At 47.7% G+C, this 20,126-nt stretch carries 19 protein-coding genes; 10 read left to right on the top strand and 9 right to left on the bottom strand.

Translation table 11 applies throughout. The features are described 5' to 3' along the window. Window positions 1-68: 68 nt before the first annotated feature. The 4 genes from CWM47_RS40295 to CWM47_RS19400 form a co-directional block, all read right to left on the bottom strand. Window positions 69-236, bottom strand: a complete 168-nt coding sequence (locus tag CWM47_RS40295) for a DUF6169 family protein (protein WP_394342022.1) — start codon at window positions 234-236, stop codon at window positions 69-71. Window positions 237-438: 202 nt separating this feature from the next. Next, window positions 439-633, bottom strand: coding sequence for a hypothetical protein (locus tag CWM47_RS19410; protein WP_100989872.1), 195 nt, complete (start codon window positions 631-633; stop codon window positions 439-441). 58 nt (window positions 634-691) lie between these two features. Then, window positions 692-1,645: an L-threonylcarbamoyladenylate synthase gene (locus tag CWM47_RS19405; RefSeq protein WP_100989871.1), complete on the bottom strand. Its 954-nt coding sequence runs from the start codon at window positions 1,643-1,645 to the stop codon at window positions 692-694. A 123-nt stretch (window positions 1,646-1,768) separates the two neighbouring features. After that, window positions 1,769-2,236, bottom strand: a complete 468-nt coding sequence (locus CWM47_RS19400; protein ID WP_100989870.1) for an FKBP-type peptidyl-prolyl cis-trans isomerase — start codon at window positions 2,234-2,236, stop codon at window positions 1,769-1,771. Window positions 2,237-2,952: 716 nt separating this feature from the next. Here CWM47_RS19400 and CWM47_RS19395 point away from each other — a divergent pair. From CWM47_RS19395 to CWM47_RS19385, 3 genes are all read left to right on the top strand, one after another. Further along, window positions 2,953-5,364 (top strand): gliding motility-associated C-terminal domain-containing protein, encoded by a 2,412-nt coding sequence (locus CWM47_RS19395; RefSeq protein WP_100989869.1) that lies wholly within the window; start codon window positions 2,953-2,955, stop codon window positions 5,362-5,364. Between the two features lie 143 nt (window positions 5,365-5,507). Next, window positions 5,508-6,080, top strand: coding sequence for a fasciclin domain-containing protein (locus tag CWM47_RS19390; protein WP_100989868.1), 573 nt, complete (start codon window positions 5,508-5,510; stop codon window positions 6,078-6,080). 117 nt (window positions 6,081-6,197) lie between these two features. Next, entirely contained in the window at window positions 6,198-6,470 is a 273-nt protein-coding gene (locus CWM47_RS19385) for a hypothetical protein (RefSeq protein ID WP_317046638.1), read from the top strand. Between the two features lie 61 nt (window positions 6,471-6,531). Here CWM47_RS19385 and CWM47_RS19380 read toward each other — a convergent pair whose 3' ends face one another. Continuing rightward, window positions 6,532-7,470 (bottom strand): hypothetical protein, encoded by a 939-nt coding sequence (locus CWM47_RS19380; RefSeq protein WP_240625345.1) that lies wholly within the window; start codon window positions 7,468-7,470, stop codon window positions 6,532-6,534. 100 nt (window positions 7,471-7,570) lie between these two features. On the opposite strand from CWM47_RS19380, the gene CWM47_RS19375 reads away from it, so the two are divergent. Further along, entirely contained in the window at window positions 7,571-8,773 is a 1,203-nt protein-coding gene (locus CWM47_RS19375) for a L,D-transpeptidase family protein (RefSeq protein ID WP_100989867.1), read from the top strand. On the opposite strand, the gene CWM47_RS19370 is transcribed toward CWM47_RS19375, so the two are convergent. Continuing rightward, entirely contained in the window at window positions 8,743-9,462 is a 720-nt protein-coding gene (locus tag CWM47_RS19370) for a murein L,D-transpeptidase catalytic domain family protein (RefSeq protein WP_100989866.1), read from the bottom strand. The genes CWM47_RS19375 and CWM47_RS19370 overlap by 31 nt on opposite strands. Before the next feature lie 110 nt (window positions 9,463-9,572). Between CWM47_RS19370 and CWM47_RS19365 the strand changes: the two genes are divergently transcribed. Beyond that, window positions 9,573-10,313, top strand: coding sequence for an EcsC family protein (locus tag CWM47_RS19365; protein WP_100989865.1), 741 nt, complete (start codon window positions 9,573-9,575; stop codon window positions 10,311-10,313). A 53-nt stretch (window positions 10,314-10,366) separates the two neighbouring features. Here CWM47_RS19365 and CWM47_RS19360 read toward each other — a convergent pair whose 3' ends face one another. The 3 genes from CWM47_RS19360 to CWM47_RS19350 form a co-directional block, all read right to left on the bottom strand. Next, the gene (locus CWM47_RS19360) at window positions 10,367-10,819 is read right to left on the bottom strand and encodes a UPF0158 family protein (protein WP_100989864.1); all 453 of its coding nucleotides are present in this window, start codon (window positions 10,817-10,819) and stop codon (window positions 10,367-10,369) included. 380 nt (window positions 10,820-11,199) lie between these two features. Next, window positions 11,200-12,315, bottom strand: a complete 1,116-nt coding sequence (locus CWM47_RS19355; RefSeq protein WP_100989863.1) for a serine hydrolase domain-containing protein — start codon at window positions 12,313-12,315, stop codon at window positions 11,200-11,202. Window positions 12,316-12,395: 80 nt separating this feature from the next. Beyond that, window positions 12,396-13,067, bottom strand: coding sequence for a porin family protein (locus tag CWM47_RS19350; RefSeq protein ID WP_100993952.1), 672 nt, complete (start codon window positions 13,065-13,067; stop codon window positions 12,396-12,398). A gap of 112 nt (window positions 13,068-13,179) precedes the next feature. On the opposite strand from CWM47_RS19350, the gene CWM47_RS19345 reads away from it, so the two are divergent. From CWM47_RS19345 to CWM47_RS19325, 5 genes are all read left to right on the top strand, one after another. Then, window positions 13,180-14,118 carry a hypothetical protein gene (locus CWM47_RS19345; RefSeq protein ID WP_100989862.1) on the top strand — a complete coding sequence of 313 codons (939 nt, stop codon included), beginning with the start codon at window positions 13,180-13,182 and terminating at the stop codon, window positions 14,116-14,118. A gap of 80 nt (window positions 14,119-14,198) precedes the next feature. Beyond that, window positions 14,199-15,773, top strand: a complete 1,575-nt coding sequence (locus tag CWM47_RS19340; protein ID WP_100989861.1) for a sulfatase family protein — start codon at window positions 14,199-14,201, stop codon at window positions 15,771-15,773. A gap of 51 nt (window positions 15,774-15,824) precedes the next feature. Continuing rightward, entirely contained in the window at window positions 15,825-16,919 is a 1,095-nt protein-coding gene (locus tag CWM47_RS19335) for a formylglycine-generating enzyme family protein (RefSeq protein ID WP_100989860.1), read from the top strand. A 92-nt stretch (window positions 16,920-17,011) separates the two neighbouring features. After that, a complete protein-coding gene (locus CWM47_RS19330) occupies window positions 17,012-18,643 on the top strand; it encodes an ABC-F family ATP-binding cassette domain-containing protein (protein ID WP_100989859.1) in 1,632 nt (543 codons plus the stop codon). A gap of 117 nt (window positions 18,644-18,760) precedes the next feature. Beyond that, complete coding sequence (locus CWM47_RS19325; protein WP_100989858.1) at window positions 18,761-20,110, top strand: dihydrolipoyl dehydrogenase family protein; 1,350 nt, start codon at window positions 18,761-18,763, stop codon at window positions 20,108-20,110. Window positions 20,111-20,126 lie beyond the last annotated feature (16 nt).

Genomic DNA, 20,126 nt, shown 5'->3' with positions numbered 1-20,126 from the left:
ATCAGTAGGCGACGACGGAATGGGTTGCTATTTTTGACAAGTAGCGTGATAAAATAGGGGACCCCTGCTTAATCGATTATAATGTCGCTGAATTGAAAAAAAATGCCGCCTTCATAAAGCTTGAACCAACTCGTAAATTTCCGTTGTCTGACTCGGCCACGTTTATCAGACGTATCACAAGCGTACACGACAATTCGCTCATGCTGCTCAAAGAAACTGGCAAAAATTTGGGCTATTGTCGGGGGAACAAGTTTGTCGCCCGGAGGTTTTTTGTTCAGTGGGATCTCAAGAACAAGGATGCTTATCTCAAATACAAACGGCTGAATTTCAGGATCGTGAGTAAAAATGTAACCACTAGATGTAAACTTTACTTACTAGATGATCGCATTAATAGTTTCAAAAATGAATACGTTTGGATCGTCTGGGTCATTATCAACTTTATAGCCTAACGATAGGGGTTCCTTGTTCTTCATTCTCACGACGCAGTTTAGCAACCCGCGCTTGTTTGGCTGGATTGTTTTTATACGCTTCAATAGCTTCTTTTTCAGCGACTTTCTTATTCGCCAGCATCTGCCGGATAACAAGTACTGCCTGTTGGTGCCGCGCTTCTTTGTTTGGTTCTTCAGTTATCATGGCCGTTGCGTTCGTTTTCTAAAGCTAAAACCAAATTCGGACAAAAAAATGCCAGACTTTATTCCTGCACGCTGGCTCGCCTGAGCCGGTCGTTCATGGCCCAGCCAAGTCCTTCGTTTGGCAGGGGTTCGGCATAAATAACATCAATAGCCAGGTTATCCAATGCGCGCAGGTGCGCAAAGAGATTTTTGGCGGCTTCGTTCAGGTCGCCGGTGGGAGAGAGAACCCGTTGATTTGGAGCGGGTATCCCGCCAAAGGGTTCCCGAAATGCCAGCGCACCAACCCGTTCGCCCGGATCAGGACTCGTGCCGGGGGGCAGGAGAATCAAGGGTTTCCGGGGTGCATAATGGCTGCTCAACATACCTGGCGCTTTAGGGTTTGAGGTGGAATGCGTTCGCACCGCAACTGGGCCAATAACCTGCTCAATCTGTTCCAACGCCATACCGCCTAACCGAAATACAGTAGCTATGTTGTTCTCAAAGCCAATAATAGTCGATTCAATTCCCACGCCCGCCCGACCACCATCCAGTATATACGGCACCTGATCGCCCAGTTGATCGACAACGTGCTGCGCTGTTGTTGGGCTGATGTAGCCAAATGGATTGGCACTGGGAGCTGCCAGAGGGAAATCGAGGGAGCGAAGTAAGTCGAGAGTGAGTGGGTGGTTCGGGATGCGAACAGCAACCATGGGCAGGCCAGCCGTTACAATGTCTGGAATCAGGTCGCGCTTGGGTAGGAGGAGCGTGAACGGTCCCGGCCAGAAGGTTTCTGCCAGTTTGCGAGCCAGTTCAGGAATATGCGAAACGTACCGGTTCAACTTATCGAACGAGTCTGTATGAACGATGAGGGGATCGAACGACGGGCGATTTTTTACCCGAAAAATTGTCAGAACTGCGTCTGTATCAAGGGCATTACCGGCCAATCCATAAACGGTTTCGGTTGGGATACCCACTACATTGCCCGCTTCAAGAAATGCTTTTGCACTTCCAATATCTGTACCTATCTGTGCCATGATTTTGTAGTGCAAAGATAGGGAGAAAAAGGGAGGAGAGGAGGTAAGTGAGGAGAGGAGGAAGAATGCAACTAGTTTAATCACTTATCCCTCTCTTCCCCTCCCTCCCTCTCTTCCTTATTTTTAATGATGCCCGCCGGGGCCGTGAACGTGGCCGTGCGATAATTCGTCGGACGTGGCGTCGCGAACCTCAATAACCTCAACATCGAAATGTAAGCTCTGGTCGGCAAGGGGGTGGTTTGCGTCGACGGTAACGGTTTCGGGTCCAACATTGGTAACCGTAATGACCTGTCCGTCGTTGGCTTCAAACTGCATACCAACCTCAATTTTCTGGCCACCAAAGGCTTTTAGTGGAACCTCTTCTATAAGTTGAGGATCGCGTTTGCCGTAGCCTTTTTCAGGATCGACGTCCAATTTAAGTACGTCGCCTTTAGTGCGGCCTTCCAGCCCTTCTTCCATACCCGGAATCAGGTTATTTGCCCCGTGGAGGTAATACAATGGATCTCGCCCCTGGCTGGAGTCCAGTACGTTACCATCGCTATCGCGCAAGGTATAATGGATGGCGGCAACTTTGTCTTTTGTAATATTCATGATTTGTTCTGCCCAATAATGTTTCTGTATTACTAACAACTGAGGGAACAAAGTTGCTGTTATTTTTTGGTATAATTTGTTCGAAATGGAATCAGTCAGGCCTTTACGAGCTGGATGTCTACCTTTTTAGTTAGGCAATGGAAAAGGTAAATACCATTGACTAAAGGGCAGAATAGTAATTGGAAATATTATATAAATTAATGGAAGTCAGGTAATTAACTGGAAACTTTATTCGGGGAAGGCATTCGTTTCCTAATTTACTATAACTAGGAAACATGTTAAAATGGATGACAAATTTTCTGCACTCAATTCAGGAATCAGATTTAACGATCGGGAATCAATGTAAACGAGTACGGGGATTTTCAAAGACGTAAATCCTTATCTTTGTTCTATGAATGAGCGGTTCAAGATTTGGCTCAAACGCTTCGGTTGGGGTGGCTTCCTATTCTTTCTAATCAAAGGCTTACTCTGGCTTTTGATCCCATACCTTATTGCTAAGGGTGTTCTATCAAAATAATCATTTTGCAGGCGTATCAATCCTGTTATTTCCAAAGTGTAAGACCGTACAATAAGATAGGTCTATTTGCACACTCTATTACCACCATATAATAAATAGCTTTACCTGATCAACAGTATGTTGTCATAAACATTTATATATTCAGTATGACTTTTCTGTAAAACTGAATGTGTTAGGTTGAATAAATGGTGCGGGCGTTATGCAAGTGGTGTCGAAAGAAATTCCCCAACTGGTAAGGACGGGGACAGTGCTGGTAATTAGTTTGCTTTTATCCTTATGCGCCCGGGCAACACACATCATTGGGGGCGACATGAGTATGCGGGCGGTTGGCACGACACCCGGCCTCTTTTTATTACAATTGAATCAGTACTGGGATGAAACCAAAGTCGTGCCAGGCCCCACTGGTAACAAAGACAATTCGGTAACATTGCTGGTTTACCGAAAGAAGAATCCGATTCTTGTTGAGCGAATCACCCTTTTGCTCAAGGAAACCCTACCGCTTACGTTCGATAATACAGCCTGTGCTACGCTCCGTCAGCTGAATTTTACGCAAGCTAATTATTACGAGAACTACCAGTTCGACACCAATAAATATACCGATCCCGGCGGGTATTATATTGTGTGGGAACGTTGCTGCCGAAACGACAATCTGACGAATGTAAATAGTGCTTCGGCAGATGGAGTTGGCATGGTCTTCTACATGGAATTTCCGGCCATGACGAAAAACGGGTCGAAGTTCACCAATTCAGCGCCTGATTTCCAGTTGCCAAACGGTGATTATATTTGCATCAACAAACCATTTACATTTGATGCCGCAGCAACAGATAGCGATGGCGACCAGCTACGGTATTCACTCGTTACTCCCCTTAATGGGTACACAAATCGGGGCGTACCAACTAGTGTTGACCAATCGTCACGAGCCAGTTACCCTACAATTACGTGGGCACCAGGTTACGGCTTAGCAAATATTATACCTGGTAACCCAGCCCTTGCCATTAATGCTACAACAGGCCAACTAACCGTTCGGGCTAATCAAGAAGGACTTTACCTGTTTACCGTTCAATGCGAAGAGTATCGGAATGGTGAACGCATTGGCGTAGTACGCCGGGATTTTCAATTACCCGTTGTCGACTGCTCTAAAAATACTCCCCCCCCGGCGGTAGTTCTGTCTGATGGTAAAGCTTCTTCGGACATCACTTGGTGTAGCAGTAGTAAACCATTGGTGCTGAGTGTGGAGAAAAATCCGATCTGGGCCTATCAATGGCAGAAAGATGGAGCCAATATACGCGGCTCTATAACAGATACCCTTCAGGTGACTGCATCGGGTGTCTATACGGTTGTTAAAAGCCAGGCCAATGTGTGTGCAAACGATACCACATCACAGGCTGTGAAGGTGACAGTGTCAATAGCCCAACCTGTCAAATTATCGGTAACATCTCCGGCTCCTTACTGCACCGGCGACACCGTTACTATACAGGCCGACGGGCAACCGGGTACGCAGTATCAATGGCGTCGGGATGGACGATCACTTGGTGGTGATCAGGCCACGCTTCGCGTATATCAGTCAGGAACCTATCGAGTAAGCACAAAGTCAGCATTAGCGGGGTGCGACGGACTGGATAGCCTTCAGGTAACCATAAATGCCGTTCCCACCGTTAAAATAAGTGCAACTGCTGCAAAGCTTTGTCCTGATTCAACGGTGCAACTTACGGCAGCGACTGAAGGTGGTGCCAGTTATATATGGCAGCGGGATGGAGCGAAGTTAACCGACAACACGCCTGTGCTAACGGCGCGGCAGGCGGGTTCCTATCAGGTTACCGCAACTGCCCCAACAGGTTGCACGGCTCTTTCCGAGAAATACGAACTGGGACAATTTGATCGCCAAACGGTTCAATTTGATTCGTTGGCACCTGTTTGTATTACGAACACCGCCATCGTATCGCTAAAAGCCCAACCCACAGGCGGCATTTATGCCGGACCGGGGGTGCAGGGTGATCGCTTCGATCCGGCAGTAGCGGGCGTGGGGTGGCACAAACTGACGTATACTATACTGTCTGTTGATGGGTGTCGGGTTTCCCAAAGTCGTCAGGCTGTTGTATCTCCAGGGCCTGTATTGACCGGGCAAACGGTTTACGGGATTGTAAAAGGGAGTAGTGTACAATTAGTAACCCAGAGTAATGAACCTATTTCTCGTTACCACTGGGAACCGCCAACGGCCCTGAGCCAGACAGATGTGGCCAGTCCTGAGGCCAACCCAATAGAAACAACGCCTTACCAGCTAACGGCTATTAGCGTAAGCGGTTGTCTGGCTACCTTTTCTGTGCTGGTTGAGGTCAGTGAACCCCTCTACATTCCATCAGCTTTTTCGCCCAATGCCGATGGGCAGAACGATGCCTGGGTAATTCCAAACATCAGTTCATTTCCGCAGGTCGAGGTGTCAATTTTTAACCGCTGGGGCGAATTACTTTTTTTCTCGAAAGGATACGCACAGCCCTGGGATGGAACCTACCACCAGGAACCCGTAGAAATGGGCGTTTATACGTACCAGATTCGTACCCTAAACGGCTCATTGACCACAACCTATCGGGGGCAATTAACAGTTATCCATTAATCAATACTGGCCCTTTCGCTCAATTTCTTCAGTTAGAAGGCAATTTTTAGCGGTAGGCTGACCGTTTAATCAACAAATCGAAACGTTTGTTTCGGGCTTGTTTATAGAACAGGTCGTATGTTTAATTTCCAACTAAATCCAAAATGAACAAGAAACCATATTTGGGATGGGCAATGGCCCTATCCCTTTTTGTTGGCACCTGTGTGTCGGTTGTAGCGCAGGAAGTGAATTCGTCCGTACAAACAACTGCCACAACGACTATGAAGGCAGGCACATCGACCGGAAAAGATTTGGCGATTAGTGCGGCAAAGTCGGCGAGCCACACCATTTTATTTCGGGCGCTGCGGGTGTCGGGTCTAACTGAGCAAGCCAGCGGAAAAGGACCCTTCACGGTTTTCGCGCCGACGAACGAGGCTTTCGAAAAACTACCTGCTGGCACTGTTGATGAGTTCTGGAAGCCAGCCGCCAAGCCTAAACTGGTAAAACTATTGGCCTATCACGTCGTGAAAGGGAAATTCACGGCTGATCAGTTGCAGGATGGGCAGAAACTTAAAACCGTAACGGGTGGAACCCTGACCGTAGGAAAGCAGGGCGATAACATAACCATAACCGATGGGGCTGGTAACACGGCCACAATAAATCAGGCTGATGTGGAGGCTACCAATGGTATCGTACACTCGATTGATACCGTTCTGATGCCGACTGTATCGAAATAATAGTTGGTAAAGATTATACGCAAAAAGCACCGGATCTATTTTAAAATGGGTTTGGTGCTTTTTGTGTATCCGGGCTGATAAACAATCTTAAATAACCGGAGTTAGACGTAGAAATGAGTGCTCAAAACGAAACCCAAAAACGGTATGGAAAATCAGGAAAAAGAAGATATCATTCGGGCAAAGCAAGCGATTTCGCCAGCTGGTTTGGCCGATCAGTCAGCCGAAGGGAACAGTGGTGTAGGGAGTGAAATTGATGCGGAAGAATTAGCACCAGATGCGCTGGAAGATGAGTATATGGACGGAGAAAATCCGGGAGCAAATGTTCGTATGGGACACCCTAATCGAAATCCAAATCCCAAACCAGATATTGATAAACCAGCTTACAGCTAACAACAAAGGCGTTTCTTTTCTGAAACGCCTTTGTTGCTTTATACGTCACGAGTGCCAACAATCACCTCGTTAACGAGAGCACCAGACTCTGCAAATCCTGGTTGATGGATCGAACCGATGATTGAAGTTGATTCAGCATATTGGCCCGGTTATGCAGGTCATCGGCCTCATAATTGCCACCCTTCCCAAAATACAGAGCTTGCTGATCGGCAGAAGTTCCATTGATAACGTAGTCCTGCCAGCGCTGGCGCGTATTGTGGCTGATGGTATGCTCGCCAAGATTGCTGAATACTTTCTCATTCAGGAAGTACCAGATCATGGGTGGATATACAGACGACTGTTTGGGCTGATACCAAATGTCGGCTAACAAGTTTCGATCATGATGAAACGGGACCGAATGCGTAGAGGACGTAGCGGCCAGTCCGCCAAAACCAGCACCAAGAACTCCGCCCCCAATACCAACAACTTTGGCCGTACCATCGGCATGAATCAGGGCGGTGGCTACTGTTGTAGCAGCGCCCAGAACGACGGATAGAATCGTTAGTCGCCGTATGCGCTGGGCATCACGTTGATCTAAATAGGTAGCAATTCGTTCGGCTCGCTCACTTTCACAATCCAACTCGGCGGCTAAACCGGAAATCTGAGTAGACGTCAGTATAATCCGGTTGAGAATTTGCTGGTATTTTGTCAGGATGTCCACCCGGCTATTGAGCTGGTTGCTGCCTTCCAGACTGATTAACTCACGCAGTAATGGTAAAATACCCATTGCATTGGCCAGTAATAAGTCGTGACGTGTGTATCTGTGGGTTAAACTGGAATCGATTTTCAAAATTGTCTCAACATCGGCCAATGGCAGGTATGTCGAATCATACTGGTAGGCAATCGTGGGTTCACAATAGTTATGGGATGTCGCAAGGGGTTGGCTGCTGAATAACCGGCAGGAGGTCAGAATAGCGACCAGCGAAAGCATTAAAATGAGTTGTGCGCGTGACGATCTCATCTGTCAGTTAGCTGAATAGTGACTTGTTTGATACATAATTTTACAACCAATGGGAGGCATCCCGTGTTATATGTTGTAACTACCATTAAAAAAATCAAACATGAATACACGAAGAATCGGAATTGGCGCAGTAGTAGTAGTGGGTTTGGTCGCTCTATTCTTTGTGGGTAAGTACCTGATTACAAATAAACAGACAACGCCCGAACAGGCAAAGACGGATAATAAAAAAGAAAAGACCGAAGAGCGCTCACAACAGGTGGCTCAACTTGTGCATCAGGCGTGTTTATATGCTGATTCAGTGGGGATTGATACGACTCGATTTACGCTAAATGCCGATGCCGCTCGAAATGAGGAAAAACTAACCGACGTACTGGAGGAAATTCGGTATGGTAAGAAACCGTCCCGAATGGCATTTAGCGGTCTAAAAGAGACAGTTGATTCGACCTGGTCTGCCAAAGCCGATCCGGCTTCGCTGGATACTCTGTCTACGTTTGCACCCTATAAACAACTGGTTGGACATTATAACCGACTTCGTAAACAGGGCAGCAGCCCCGCTTTGGCCGATTCACTGCGGTTAATTCGGCAGACGCTAAATTTCTACCGATATATCAATCGGTTCGACCCCGACCAGTTTGTGCTGGTCAATATCCCGGCGGGCGAATTAAACGTTTTTGACCGGACAGGTAAGCGACTGTTGCCAATGCAGGTCATTGCCGGAAAACCCGACAAGATGACTCCGTGTATGGCGACTTACATTCAGGATATTGTGATGTACCCTTACTGGAACGTACCGAAAAATATTGCGCTGGAAGAAATGCTGCCTCGTATGAAGCGAAACATAGCCTACATCTACAACCAGAATTTACAGATTCTCGATGCGAAGGATCATGAAGTTGACCCGGAAGATATAAACTGGGAGGAGTTATCGGAAACGAATTTTCCATATCGCGTTCGACAGGCGTCAGGCTGTGAAAATTCGCTTGGGTTGTTGAAATTTAACCTGGCCAATCCTTTAGCAATTTACCTGCACGATACAAACAGCCGGGACTTGTTCAAAAACACCACCGACCGCTGGCGGAGTCATGGTTGCGTTCGGGTACAAAAGCCTGTTGAGCTGGCCAACCTGGTGCTGGGTACACCAACCTTCGATGCCGCTTTTATGAATAAGTGCCTGATTGATCAAAAGCCCAAAACGTTGCCCATTCCAAAGCGCTTCCCCGTATTTATCGTCTACAACGTGGCGGATGTTGACTCAACTGGGAAACTACATTTTTACAACGACGTGTATTCGCTGGACAAATAAGCTGACTGTTTCAGGTAGTTGGAATCCGGCGAGTAGATAAACAGGCAGGAGCCGCCTTTAACCGCCTGAATAATGCCTTTCGATTCGGCATACGGTACTGCAGGGCATCCCTGACTACGTCCCAGTCGGCCGGTTTTGCGAATAAAATCCTCGCAAACGTAATCGGCACCGTGAAGTACAATATTCCGATTAAAGACATTGTCGTTAAAGCCTTTTTCCAGCCCTTTCAACTGAAGCGAAAGGCCATGCTTACCCATATACGTATTGAGCGTCTGGTAAAAACCCAGGCTGCTTTGAAAGGATGATTGGGTGTTGGAGAATTTCTTTGCCACCAGATCGCCCGAATTACGTCCGTGCGAAACGTAGGTGTTAAATAATAGCTTCTTATTGAACAAGTCGACCACATACAATCGTTTGTGACTCGACGGCTGACTCAAGTCAACAATGGTAAGCATGGATTTCGCCGTGTCGATCTTCTGCCAGCCACGCAGCGCGTATTCAAAAACGCTCTTCTGCAAACCGGCCTTGCTCAGGTTCAACTGGTCGTAAACATCGAGATGCGCAATGGATTTGGTTTTTACTGAAGCCGGCACAGGCACCTTAACGGCTATTGTCGGAACGGTTTTGTAGGCGGTGCTGGCAACGTAAACGATTACCAGAGCAACCATAAGCAGAAGAACATTCTTCATACCTACTAACTTGCGACGTTGGGGTTTATGAGGATGCTGCATGTAAATTCAACAAGCTTACGGATCATTTGATTCGATGAAGATAGCACTTTTTGCCAAATTTAGGTAATATGACCCCTTACGTACAAGCCGTCCGGAACGAATTGACCCGCTGGCAACAGGCCATGCAAAAGCCACCTTCAACCTTTGGAAAGCTCTCCACGTCGCTGCAACGGCGTATAAATCGGATTATTCCAGATCGGGTACATGCTATCGTTACGGCGGCCATCAAGCAAATGACGCGCGGTGTTTTGTTCGGGGCGGAGTTTCTGAACCGTGCCCCAATACAAGGGCAAACGCTCATTCAGCGGGATGCGGCTGTAGCCCGGCGCATTGAATTTTATAAGAAAACCAGTGCGGCCGAGGGGGGCGTAACAGGAGCTGGAGGCTTCCTCCTCGGGTTGGCCGATTTTCCGATACTGCTTAGCTTAAAGATGAAAATGCTGTTCGAGATTGCCAGCCTGTATGGCTATTCGGTGAAGGACTACCGCGAGCGGGTTTTTATCCTGTATATATTTCAATTGGCTTTTTCCAGCCAGGAAAGTCGGCAGGTGGTTTACCAGTACATTGCCAACTGGCCTGAACACAGCCGCCAACTACCCGACGACATTAACCAGTTCGACTGGTTGACTTTCCAGCAGGAGTACCGCGATTATATTGATCTGGCCAAAATGGCGCAATTAATTCCGGGCATTGGAGCCGCTGTAGGTATTGTGGTCAACTACCGGCTGGTCAACCAGCTTGGCCGCACGGCCATGAATGCCTACCGTATGCGCCTGCTGCAAGACCAACCGGCCTTGTTAAGAGAGTAAACGGCCATAATCCAAAAAACTGAAGTTGACAGAAAAAATGGATATGCAGGCTGTCAATCAGAGAAATAGAGCTGTGAGTCTTCTTCATTATAGGCGTTTACCTGTTGGGTCACCCAATCAATGTATCGTTGATTTTTGAAGTTAAACCATTGCTGCCTGTATTCGCCCGAGTTGTCGATCACATACTTAAACTCCCGGAAAGGACCTCGTTTGTTCAACGCTCGAAAAAGCGCATCCTGAACCGTTTTATTTGTCAGGGTTTCGGCAAAGTCTGCCATAACTCGAAAAGAATCTCTTGATTCCATCGGTTCAATTTCGACATAATCATCCCGATTCGCGTCTAATTGCTCATTCTCTTCCTCAAATGCACCATCATCGCCATAGGGAAATTTCCTAGTATCGGGGATAAAAATTAGCTCACCAGTTATTTTGTGCCAGAATGCCCGGAACCCGCAGTCCAGTTGCTCAGCAATTTCGTTGATTTGTTGCTTACCAAGTGTCGCCATAGTAGGTGCTGTTAAGACACAGTCAATCGGTGTACACGAACGGGCGAATCTACTAAAAAAATACATATCTGGCTCGATCAAGCCGAAACCAGTAAAGAGGCTTTTGGACAGCAGAAACTTGGCAAGCGGGTCTAAATCAGGCTTCTGTGAAAATCCGTTCAATCTGTATTATCCGTCGGGGCCATTTTATCTGGTAATGGGCAAATTCAGTTTTATAAGAAAGCCCTGTAGGTGCCTGTTAATATGCCAGCCATTTTGCTAAATGTTTTACCTTTTTGCTGTAAAGTGCCAAGTCCAAGTACTTAGTCAGACTTCTAGCGCATTTATCGCACACGATTATTCACCTGCTTTTAAAAGATCACCCTTTCTGGTTAAGAGTTTTACGGCTTCAATCGACCCTGCTCTTTTTTATACGGTTTGTAACCCAGAAAGTTGACCGTCGATGGGGTGAAGCCCATAAACTGCCGGGTTATCTCGTCGATTAGGCTTAATCCATTGGCCGAATTGGTGAAATACACGACTGCATCATGGCTTTTTTGATTGGCAACTACATAACATTTGTAGGTGTCGTTGTCGCCCCAATGCCAGAAATAACTGTTGGCTGGTGTACTTTCCAAGCCAAAGCCTAAGCCCCAACTTAGGGTTGTCGAGAGTGAGTCGCCACCCGAAAACGATTTGGGTAATCGACCCTGAGGTGATAACATCAGGTTGGCTGTGCTTGCCTTGATGCCCGAAGGTGTCAAAATGGTTAGTAGAAACCGGGCATAATCGTCGGCAGTCGTTTGCAATGAATAGGCTGCATTCGCCTGACTGGACTTGTACTTGGTTTCCGGTTGTCCGGCATCGGTATGCGGCAGCGCAAAGTCAGCGTCGAAAGCGGGGTTCCAGATATAACTGCTACGAGTCATTTTTAAGGGAATAAACACCCGCTCTGTCATAATTACATTCAGGGATTTACCCAAAATTTTCTCCACCACTTTCTGCAAATAAAAATAGCCTTCGCCCGAATAGCCAAATCGTTCGCCGGGTGTAGCTACCATCGCCATTTGAGGTAGTTTTCTGTTTTTACGCCAGTTCGGAAAACCCGTTCGGTGGCTTAACACCATGCGGGCGGTAATTTTTCGGTACCGCTCATCTGCCGCCACATCGGGGTAGGGAAAATACTCGAACAAAGGTTTATCCAGGTCGATCAGGCTCTGTTCCACCAGTTGCAACACAGCGTACGCAAAGACCGGTTTGCTCAACGAGGCTGCGTCGAATACTGTTTCTGAGCTAACTCGCTGGGTAGAGTCAGCTTTGGTCAGGCCATACCCTTTGCTGTAGCGAACTTTATTATCCCGGATGATCGCTATGGACAAGCCCGGCACCTGCGTACTGTCCATGAGTTGTGTGATGAACGAGTCAACCCGCCCAGGGACAAGTGTGGTTGGCAGGGACTGTGAGTTTGCCGAGAGGGTTACTGATATAAATATGAATAGGCAAAAAAAATGGCTCATAATAGGTCGTAAAAAGAGATCAGCTGATTGGGTTTAACAAAAGAGGTGGGCTAACTGCAAGAGTTGCACTAACTTTTGATTTAAAACGTATACGCCACCTGCGTCAGCATACTAACCTCAAACGAAGCGTCGTAGGTACTGGCTCCGCCCAGTTGTCCGAATTTATAGGTCCAGACGGGTTGTGCCATGAGCGTATACCGCCGATTCAATTTGTACTGAACGCCAGCACCAACAAGAAGGTGGAAAATGGGACGGCGGCTGTTTTCGAGCCCTAAGTACTGCGTTGACTGCCCCGTTCGGGTAACAATCACCCGTGAGGGAATGGGAACATCGGTTAGCAAGCCGAGTGAAAAATAGGGTGATAAGCGTTTCATCGACGATGTGTAACTGAGCAACAGCGGAATGCGAACAATCCGGTTATGCACCGTAACGGTGCCCTCGCCAGAAGCCGCCTGACGAGCCTGTCGGGTAGTTACCTGTTGAAACCAGACACCCGATGAAACCGTCCAGTCGGGGGCGTAGGTGTACAGGAGCGATAACCCTGCCGAATAGCCATTTGCCCAGCGGGGACCATTCATATATACCGGTTCCACAACCTGACCGTCGCTGTTTGGATAAAAAAAGCGGTAGTTGTAATTCGTATGCGAAAGCGTGGGGGCCACCGTTACCGACATCGAAAGCTTTTGCTGCCCCAGCAATACAGTCGTTGGCAAGCACAGAAGGGCGAGAAGCAGACGAAGATTCGTGTTCATAACGAAGATGCTTTTTTTCGGGAGGGTCGATAAAACAGCGTCTAAAGATAAGCGGACAACCGAAGCGTGGAGTAACTTCGCCCGAAAATTACCAATCCGATTCCCCGCGCTCATGCTCTTTTTAAGCCTTAGCATCTTATTTTCGGTACTTCTGCTGCTGAATTTTCGGTTGTTCCCGCGCTATGAGGTCAATACATTCCAGGCCATCGTCTTCAACTACCCGGTTTGCTTTGTAACAGGGCTGTTGCTACTACCCGCTGGTCAATCGTTCTCAATAGATTTTTCGCAAACCTGGACATGGCTGGCATTCGGATTAGGGGTGGGTTTCATACTAACGTTTTTGTTGTCGGGAGCATCCACACAGCGCATGGGCATTACGGCCACTTCGCTGGCGAATAACCTGTCGCTGGTGATTCCGGTATGTTTTAGCCTGTTCGTTTTCCGAACGGGTGGGGGTGTATCGGGCTTCGATACGTTCAACTATCTGGGTCTGGTTCTCGCGGTAGTTGCCGTGGGTTTGAGTACCTATAAAAAAGAACCACCCGTACAAAATCAGGACGATGCCATAGCACAAAAACAAAGTCGTTTCGGGCTGAATGTCCTGCTGCCAGTGGGTGTTTTCCTGTTTTATGGAGCCACCAACACCATGATCAATTATATGAATCTGCACTACATTCCTTCGTCCGATAAAACCGTCCAGGTAACTCTGACGATGGTTTTGGGGGCCGTTGTTGCTGGCCTGCTCATGTTAAGTATACGGGCCTTTCAGGGTAAAGAACAACTTCAAGCCAAAAGCCTGATTGGCGCTGTAACACTGGGAGTGCCTAATTTTCTTAGTTTTTATATGCTTCTGCTGGCCCTTTCGGCTTTTAGTAGCAACGGGGCTTTTGTGTATCCGCTTTATAATATTGGTGTTATTTTGCTGGCGGCTCTGTTGGCTGCGGTATTTTTTCGGGAACAGCTATCGACCGCCAACAAAATTGGTCTTGCACTGGCCGTTCTGGCTATTGGGCTACTGTCATGGCAGGAACTGGCAAAGGTGGGAGTATAAGCCTGTATAAAAGTAAAAAACATTGTTAAAAGACCTTTATCCAGAAGCTGCTTTAGTAATACTCAAATTTTAAGCCTGTTATGAACAGAAAAAATACAACGATCTTCATTCTTGCAGTGGGTGCGGTGTTTACCGGTTTGCTGGCTATGATTGGTCATGGCATCAAAGAACAGGAAACTGCCCCGCCAACCAGGCCCAACATTATTTTCATCATTTCGGACGACCATACCTCGCAGGCGATAAGTGCCTATGGAAGTAAACTGGCCAAAACGCCCAACATCGACCGGATCGCTCGGGAAGGAGCCATTCTCTACAACAATGTTGTGGCCAACTCCATCTGCGGACCAAGCCGGGCCACGTTGCTAACCGGCCAGTTTTCGCACCGGAATGGCTATAAATTCAATGAGAAGGTATTTGATATTAATCAGCCCGTTTTTGCGGAGGAGTTACAGAAAAATGGCTATCAGACTGCCTGGATTGGGAAAATGCACCTGGGCAGCCTGCCGCACGGTTTCGACTACCTGAACATACTACCGGGGCATGGCAGTTATTACAATTCCGATTTTGTCGACTCTAATAACAAGACAACCCGACGCATGGGCTACGTTACCGATGTAGTGACGAGCTTGTCGACCGACTGGCTTGATAAACGGGATGCCTCTAAGCCTTTCTTTTTGGTCGTGGGCCACAAAGCAACCCACCGCGAATGGCTACCAGCTCCCGAAGATTTAGGGGCTTATGATAATGTTACATTCCCTTTACCCGCTACCTTTTACGACAAGTACGAAGGACGTACGGCCGCCCAAAAGCAGGATATGAGTATCGATAAAACCATGATTCTGGATAGGGACCTGAAAATACATGCCGATTATGACGCCAAAGGAGCCATGTTTTCCTATAATCGGTTTACGCCAGAACAGAAAAAACCGTTTTATGAGTACTACGAAAATAAAATCAGTAAAGAGTTCGACGAAAAGAAACTCAGCGGTAAGGCGTTAGTTGAATGGAAATACCAGCGTTATATGAAAGACTACCTGTCGGTTGCGAATTCGCTGGATCGCAACATTGGTAAGTTGCTCGATTACCTGGATAAAAGCGGTCTGGCTAAAAACACAATAGTCGTTTATACGTCGGATCAGGGCTTTTATTTGGGGGAGCATGGTTGGTTCGATAAGCGGTGGATCTATGAAGAGTCGTTGAAAACGCCGTTTGTGATTCGGTATCCGGGCGTTATCAAACCCGGCAGTCAGGTTCGGCAGGTAGTTTCCAATGTTGACTGGGCGCCTACGTTACTCAACCTGGCTGGCACTCCCATACCAGCGTATATTCAGGGAGAATCGTTTTTGCCCCTGCTGAAAGGCCAACAGAAAGGCTGGCGAGATCAGGCCTATTACCATTATTATGAATATCCGCAACCGCACCACGTGTCACCCCATTTTGGGCTGCGCACAGACCGCTATACCCTGGCGCGTTTTTACGGTCCCGATGATTTCTGGGAGTTATATGATATTCAGAAAGATCCTCAGAATCTGAAAAACCTGTACGGCGCAAAAGGGTATGAAACCATTACAGCCTCGCTGAAAGGGAAACTGAAAGAGCAGATTGTGAAGTATAAAGATGAGGAAGCGCTCAAACTGTTGGAAAGTAAGCCATGACAAAAATCAACGGCAGCGGTTAGAAGAAGTAACGTTTTTGTCGTCAATAGTATGCGTGGAAGATACGTTTTGTCTTTGTTACTAGGCAGTTCTCTTTTTTGTGGATTAATCAGTTGTCATTCGACCTCTAAATCGAAAGAAGAACTGGCGCAGGCGTCGGCAGATTCTGCTGCGGCCTGCATCGCGAAGGGAATGCCATCCCGGTCGGCCGCTATCCGAAACGCAGCCGCAGGAGTGGAATCGGTAGCGGGAAGTACTACCGGAATGGTTTTGATACCGGGCGGTACGTTTTTGATGGGAGCCGATGCGTTTGTCGATTCGCGGCCAGTGCATTCCGTAAACGTGAAGGGCTTCTGGATGGACGAACACGAAGTAACCAATGCCGAATTTGCCAAATTCGTGACGGCAACGGGCTATAAAACCATCGCCGAACGACCACTGAATCCGGCTGATTACCCGGGCGTTGCTGCTGAACAGCTTGTGCCCGGATCAGCCGTTTTTACCCCAACTGCTCAGAAAGTATCGCTGGAGAATCCACTACGCTGGTGGCAATATGTTAAAGGGGCTAGCTGGCAGCACCCCAAAGGGCCAGCGAGTGACCTGAAAGGGCACGAGAATGAACCGGTTATTCATGTTAGCTACGACGATGCCCTTGCCTATGCGAAATGGGCCGGGAAACGCTTGCCCACTGAGGCCGAATGGGAGTTTGCTGCACAAGGGGGGAAAGGAAATCATACTTACTATTGGGGTGATGAGCTAAAGCCTTCCGGGAAATGGATCGCCAATATCTACCAGGGCAGTTTCCCCGATCATAACACGACCGAAGATGGTTTTGTAGGCGTTGCGCCTGTGAAATCGTTCCCCGCCAACGCCTATGGCCTGTACGATATGGATGGTAATGTGTGGGAGTGGTGTCAGGATTATTATCGCCCGGACTATTACACGAAATTGGTGAATAATAATCCGCAAGGCCCATCGGATAGCTACGATCCCGACGAACCCGATGCTATAAAACGAGTACAGCGTGGCGGTTCGTTTCTGTGCAGTGATGAGTACTGTATTCGCTACAAAGCCGGAAGCCGGGGAAAAGGAGAGGTAAGCAGCGGGAGTAATAACCTCGGTTTTCGTTGTGTGCGGGACAAGTGAGAAATAGAACCGCACGGACGGTTCTATCCTTCCCCCCAAATTTCACCAAAAATTCGTATCTTTGCCGTTCAATCTGAACAGAAAATCACAACATGATATCGGTACAAAACGTCTCACTGCGCTATGGTAAGCGGGTGCTTTTTGATGACGTAACTATAAAATTCACATCCGGCAACTGTTATGGTGTTATTGGCGCCAATGGAGCCGGTAAATCAACGTTTTTAAAAATCCTGTCGGGCGAAATTGAGCCACAAACGGGTTCGGTGATCATGACACCCGGCGAACGGATGTCGGTGCTTAGCCAAAATCAATCCTCTTTTGATGAATATCCAGTTCTGCAAACGGTAATTATGGGCAACAAACGCCTGTATGACATCATGCAGGAGAAAGATATTCTGTATGCTAAAGAAGAATTTACGGATGCTGACGGCGAAAAAGCTGCCGAACTCGAATCGGAATTTGCCGAGATGAACGGTTGGGATGCTGAGTCTGATGCCGCCAGTCTGCTGTCGGGTCTTGGTATTAAAGAAGACATGCATTATACGCCAATGTCCGAAATCAACGGTTCCGAGAAAGTGCGGGTTCTGCTGGCTCAGGCATTGTTCGGTAGCCCGGATGTCCTATTACTTGACGAACCGACCAACAACCTCGACGTTGAGTCGGTGTTGTGGCTCGAAAACTTCCTGGCTAACTTCAATAACACTGTCATTGTCGTATCGCACGATAGGCACTTTCTAGATCAGGTCTGTACGCAGATCGTCGACGTTGATTTCAGCAAGGTGAAGCTCTTTGCGGGTAACTACTCGTTCTGGTATGAGTCGAGCCAACTGGCGTTGAAACAACGGCAGGATCAGAACAAAAAAACTGAAGATAAGCGGAAAGAACTCGAAGAATTTATCCGTCGCTTCTCGGCCAACGCATCGAAATCAAAACAGGCTACAAGTCGGGGTAAATTGCTCGAAAAACTTACCCTCGAAGATATTCAGCCGTCATCGCGGAAGTATCCTTATGTGAACTTCAAGGCCGAGCGTGAACCTGGTGACCAGATTCTTACTGTCGAAAATCTGACCTACACGGCGGAAGATGGTACGAAACTATTTGAAAATCTGTCCTTTACTATGAACAAGCAGGATAAAATTTTCCTGTTTAGTAGGGATGGTTTGGCCGTTTCGGCCTTGCTGGATATTCTTGCGGGCGAACGGAAGGCAGATTCAGGTACGTTCCGTTGGGGTGTAACCATTACTTCGGCTTACTTCCCAACCGATTCTGAAAAAGAGAAATTCTTCCAGACCGATCTAAGCCTTGTCGATTGGCTGCGGCAGTATTCGGTTGAGAAAGACGAAAGCTTTATTCGGGGTTTCCTCGGTCGTATGTTGTTCTCGGGCGAAGAGTCGCTCAAGAAAGCTACGGTGTTGAGCGGGGGCGAAAAAGTGCGTTGTATGTTATCGAGAATGATGTTGTCGGGCGCTAACCTGCTAATGCTCGATGAACCAACGAACCACCTCGATCTTGAATCGATCGAATCGCTGAACAACGGTCTGATTGATTTCAAAGGCCCGATTCTGTTCACCTCGCATGACCACCAGTTCGTGCAAACGGTTGCTAACCGTATTGTCGAAATCACCCCGGTCGGTATTCTCGACAAACTGATGACCTATGATGAATACCTCTCCGACGAACGTGTGAAAGCGCAACGCGAAGAGTTATATGAAGCGGTAGCGTAGAACTACATACATTACGATAGACAAAGTGGCTGATTCCGAAAGGATCAGCCACTTTTTTTTAGCCGGTAGGGCTGGTTTTGGGTTATATGCTTAACCATTCATTAGCTAGTACTGAGTATGCCTATTTTTGACCTTATTGTTATTGGCACCGGCTCGGCGGGTGCAACCGTTGCCCAGACGGCCAGGAAAGCGGGTAAGTCTGTTGCTATTATTGATAAATTACCCTTTGGGGGTACCTGTTCGCAGCGGGGTTGTGACCCTAAAAAAGTACTGGTTGGGGCGGCTGAAATAGTAGCCCGGTCGGAACAAATGACAGGGAACGGTATTGCCAGTGCGGCAACGATTAACTGGCCTGACTTGATGGCGTTCAAAAAAACGTTTACGGAACCCATTCCTGAAAATACCGAAGCAAAATTTAGAGACCTTGGCATTCAGTTTTATCATGGAGTGGCTACCTTTTTATCGCCAAAGACGGTACGAGTTGGCCAGGATGAACTCACCGCCGATCACATTGTTGTAGCTACCGGCCAACGACCTAAGCCACTTAACATTCCCGGTGAGGAATTACTGATCGACAGTACAGGATTTCTGGAGCTATCACAATTGCCGGAAGAGATCGTGATGGTGGGAGGGGGCTACATTGCCTTCGAGTTTGCACATATTGCCGCTCGTGCCGGAGCAAAGGTCACAATTCTTCATCAGGGAAAACGTCCTCTGGAGGGCTTTGATGCCGATCTGGTAAGCTTACTCGTAAAGGCAATGGAAGCCCTGGGTATTCGGATTCTATTAGAAGCTAATGTAACAGCCGTTGAGGGGCAAAAAGATAGATTGACGGTTCGCTATGAACAGGCAGGGGAAAGTCAGTCTATCCTTACAAATCTAGTCATTCATGCCGCCGGACGCGTTGCCGATGTGGCAGAACTGGCACTGGAAAAAGCAGGTGTTAAGGTTGGTCCGAAAGGGGTGGCCGTGAATGAATTCCTGCAAAGTGTGTCTAATCCAGCAATTTATGCCTGTGGCGATGTGGCCGATAAAGGACTGCCGCTTACTCCGCTAGCTTCCTACGAAGGAAAAATTGCAATCAACAATATTTTGACTGGAAATCGACAAGCCTACACAGACAATCCAACACCATCGGCTGTGTATACTATACCGACATTAGCGTCTGTTGGTCTGACCGAAGAGCAGGCCAGAAAGCAGGGGAGGAAGGTGAAGGTTACCTTTCAGGAAACCAATGATTGGTACACAAGCCGACGTATCAACGAATCATTTTCGGCTTTCAAAACCCTGGTTGACGAAGAGACCGATGAGATCGTTGGTGCCCACCTTCTTGGCTCTGGGTGCGACGAAGTTATAAACTTATTCACGTTAGCCATGAAGCACCATATTACGGCTGAAGATCTGAGAAATACACTGCTGGCTTACCCAACGCATGGATCAGACCTGAGTTCGATGCTGCCCGACTGATGTCCTGTTAATTTGT

The sequence above is a fragment of the Spirosoma pollinicola genome (genome assembly GCF_002831565.1).
GTDB classification, from domain to species: Bacteria; Bacteroidota; Bacteroidia; order Cytophagales; family Spirosomataceae; genus Spirosoma; species Spirosoma pollinicola.
The sequence above is the reverse complement of the archived record's forward strand: the minus strand, read 5'-3'. Positions and strand labels throughout refer to the sequence as shown.

Excerpts from the sequence above, each read along its gene's own strand:
- CWM47_RS19410 (WP_100989872.1), bottom strand. The coding sequence starts at position 633 with ATGATAACTGAAGAACCAAACAAAGAAGCGCGGCACCAACAGGCAGTA.
- CWM47_RS19405 (WP_100989871.1), bottom strand. The coding sequence starts at position 1,645 with ATGGCACAGATAGGTACAGATATTGGAAGTGCAAAAGCATTTCTTGAA.
- CWM47_RS19400 (WP_100989870.1), bottom strand. The coding sequence starts at position 2,236 with ATGAATATTACAAAAGACAAAGTTGCCGCCATCCATTATACCTTGCGC.
- CWM47_RS19395 (WP_100989869.1), top strand. The coding sequence starts at position 2,953 with ATGCAAGTGGTGTCGAAAGAAATTCCCCAACTGGTAAGGACGGGGACA.
- CWM47_RS19390 (WP_100989868.1), top strand. The coding sequence starts at position 5,508 with ATGAACAAGAAACCATATTTGGGATGGGCAATGGCCCTATCCCTTTTT.
- CWM47_RS19380 (WP_240625345.1), bottom strand. The coding sequence starts at position 7,470 with ATGAGATCGTCACGCGCACAACTCATTTTAATGCTTTCGCTGGTCGCT.
- CWM47_RS19375 (WP_100989867.1), top strand. The coding sequence starts at position 7,571 with ATGAATACACGAAGAATCGGAATTGGCGCAGTAGTAGTAGTGGGTTTG.
- CWM47_RS19370 (WP_100989866.1), bottom strand. The coding sequence starts at position 9,462 with ATGAAGAATGTTCTTCTGCTTATGGTTGCTCTGGTAATCGTTTACGTT.
- CWM47_RS19365 (WP_100989865.1), top strand. The coding sequence starts at position 9,573 with ATGACCCCTTACGTACAAGCCGTCCGGAACGAATTGACCCGCTGGCAA.
- CWM47_RS19360 (WP_100989864.1), bottom strand. The coding sequence starts at position 10,819 with ATGGCGACACTTGGTAAGCAACAAATCAACGAAATTGCTGAGCAACTG.
- CWM47_RS19355 (WP_100989863.1), bottom strand. The coding sequence starts at position 12,315 with ATGAGCCATTTTTTTTGCCTATTCATATTTATATCAGTAACCCTCTCG.
- CWM47_RS19350 (WP_100993952.1), bottom strand. The coding sequence starts at position 13,067 with ATGAACACGAATCTTCGTCTGCTTCTCGCCCTTCTGTGCTTGCCAACG.
- CWM47_RS19345 (WP_100989862.1), top strand. The coding sequence starts at position 13,180 with ATGCTCTTTTTAAGCCTTAGCATCTTATTTTCGGTACTTCTGCTGCTG.
- CWM47_RS19340 (WP_100989861.1), top strand. The coding sequence starts at position 14,199 with ATGAACAGAAAAAATACAACGATCTTCATTCTTGCAGTGGGTGCGGTG.
- CWM47_RS19335 (WP_100989860.1), top strand. The coding sequence starts at position 15,825 with ATGCGTGGAAGATACGTTTTGTCTTTGTTACTAGGCAGTTCTCTTTTT.
- CWM47_RS19330 (WP_100989859.1), top strand. The coding sequence starts at position 17,012 with ATGATATCGGTACAAAACGTCTCACTGCGCTATGGTAAGCGGGTGCTT.
- CWM47_RS19325 (WP_100989858.1), top strand. The coding sequence starts at position 18,761 with ATGCCTATTTTTGACCTTATTGTTATTGGCACCGGCTCGGCGGGTGCA.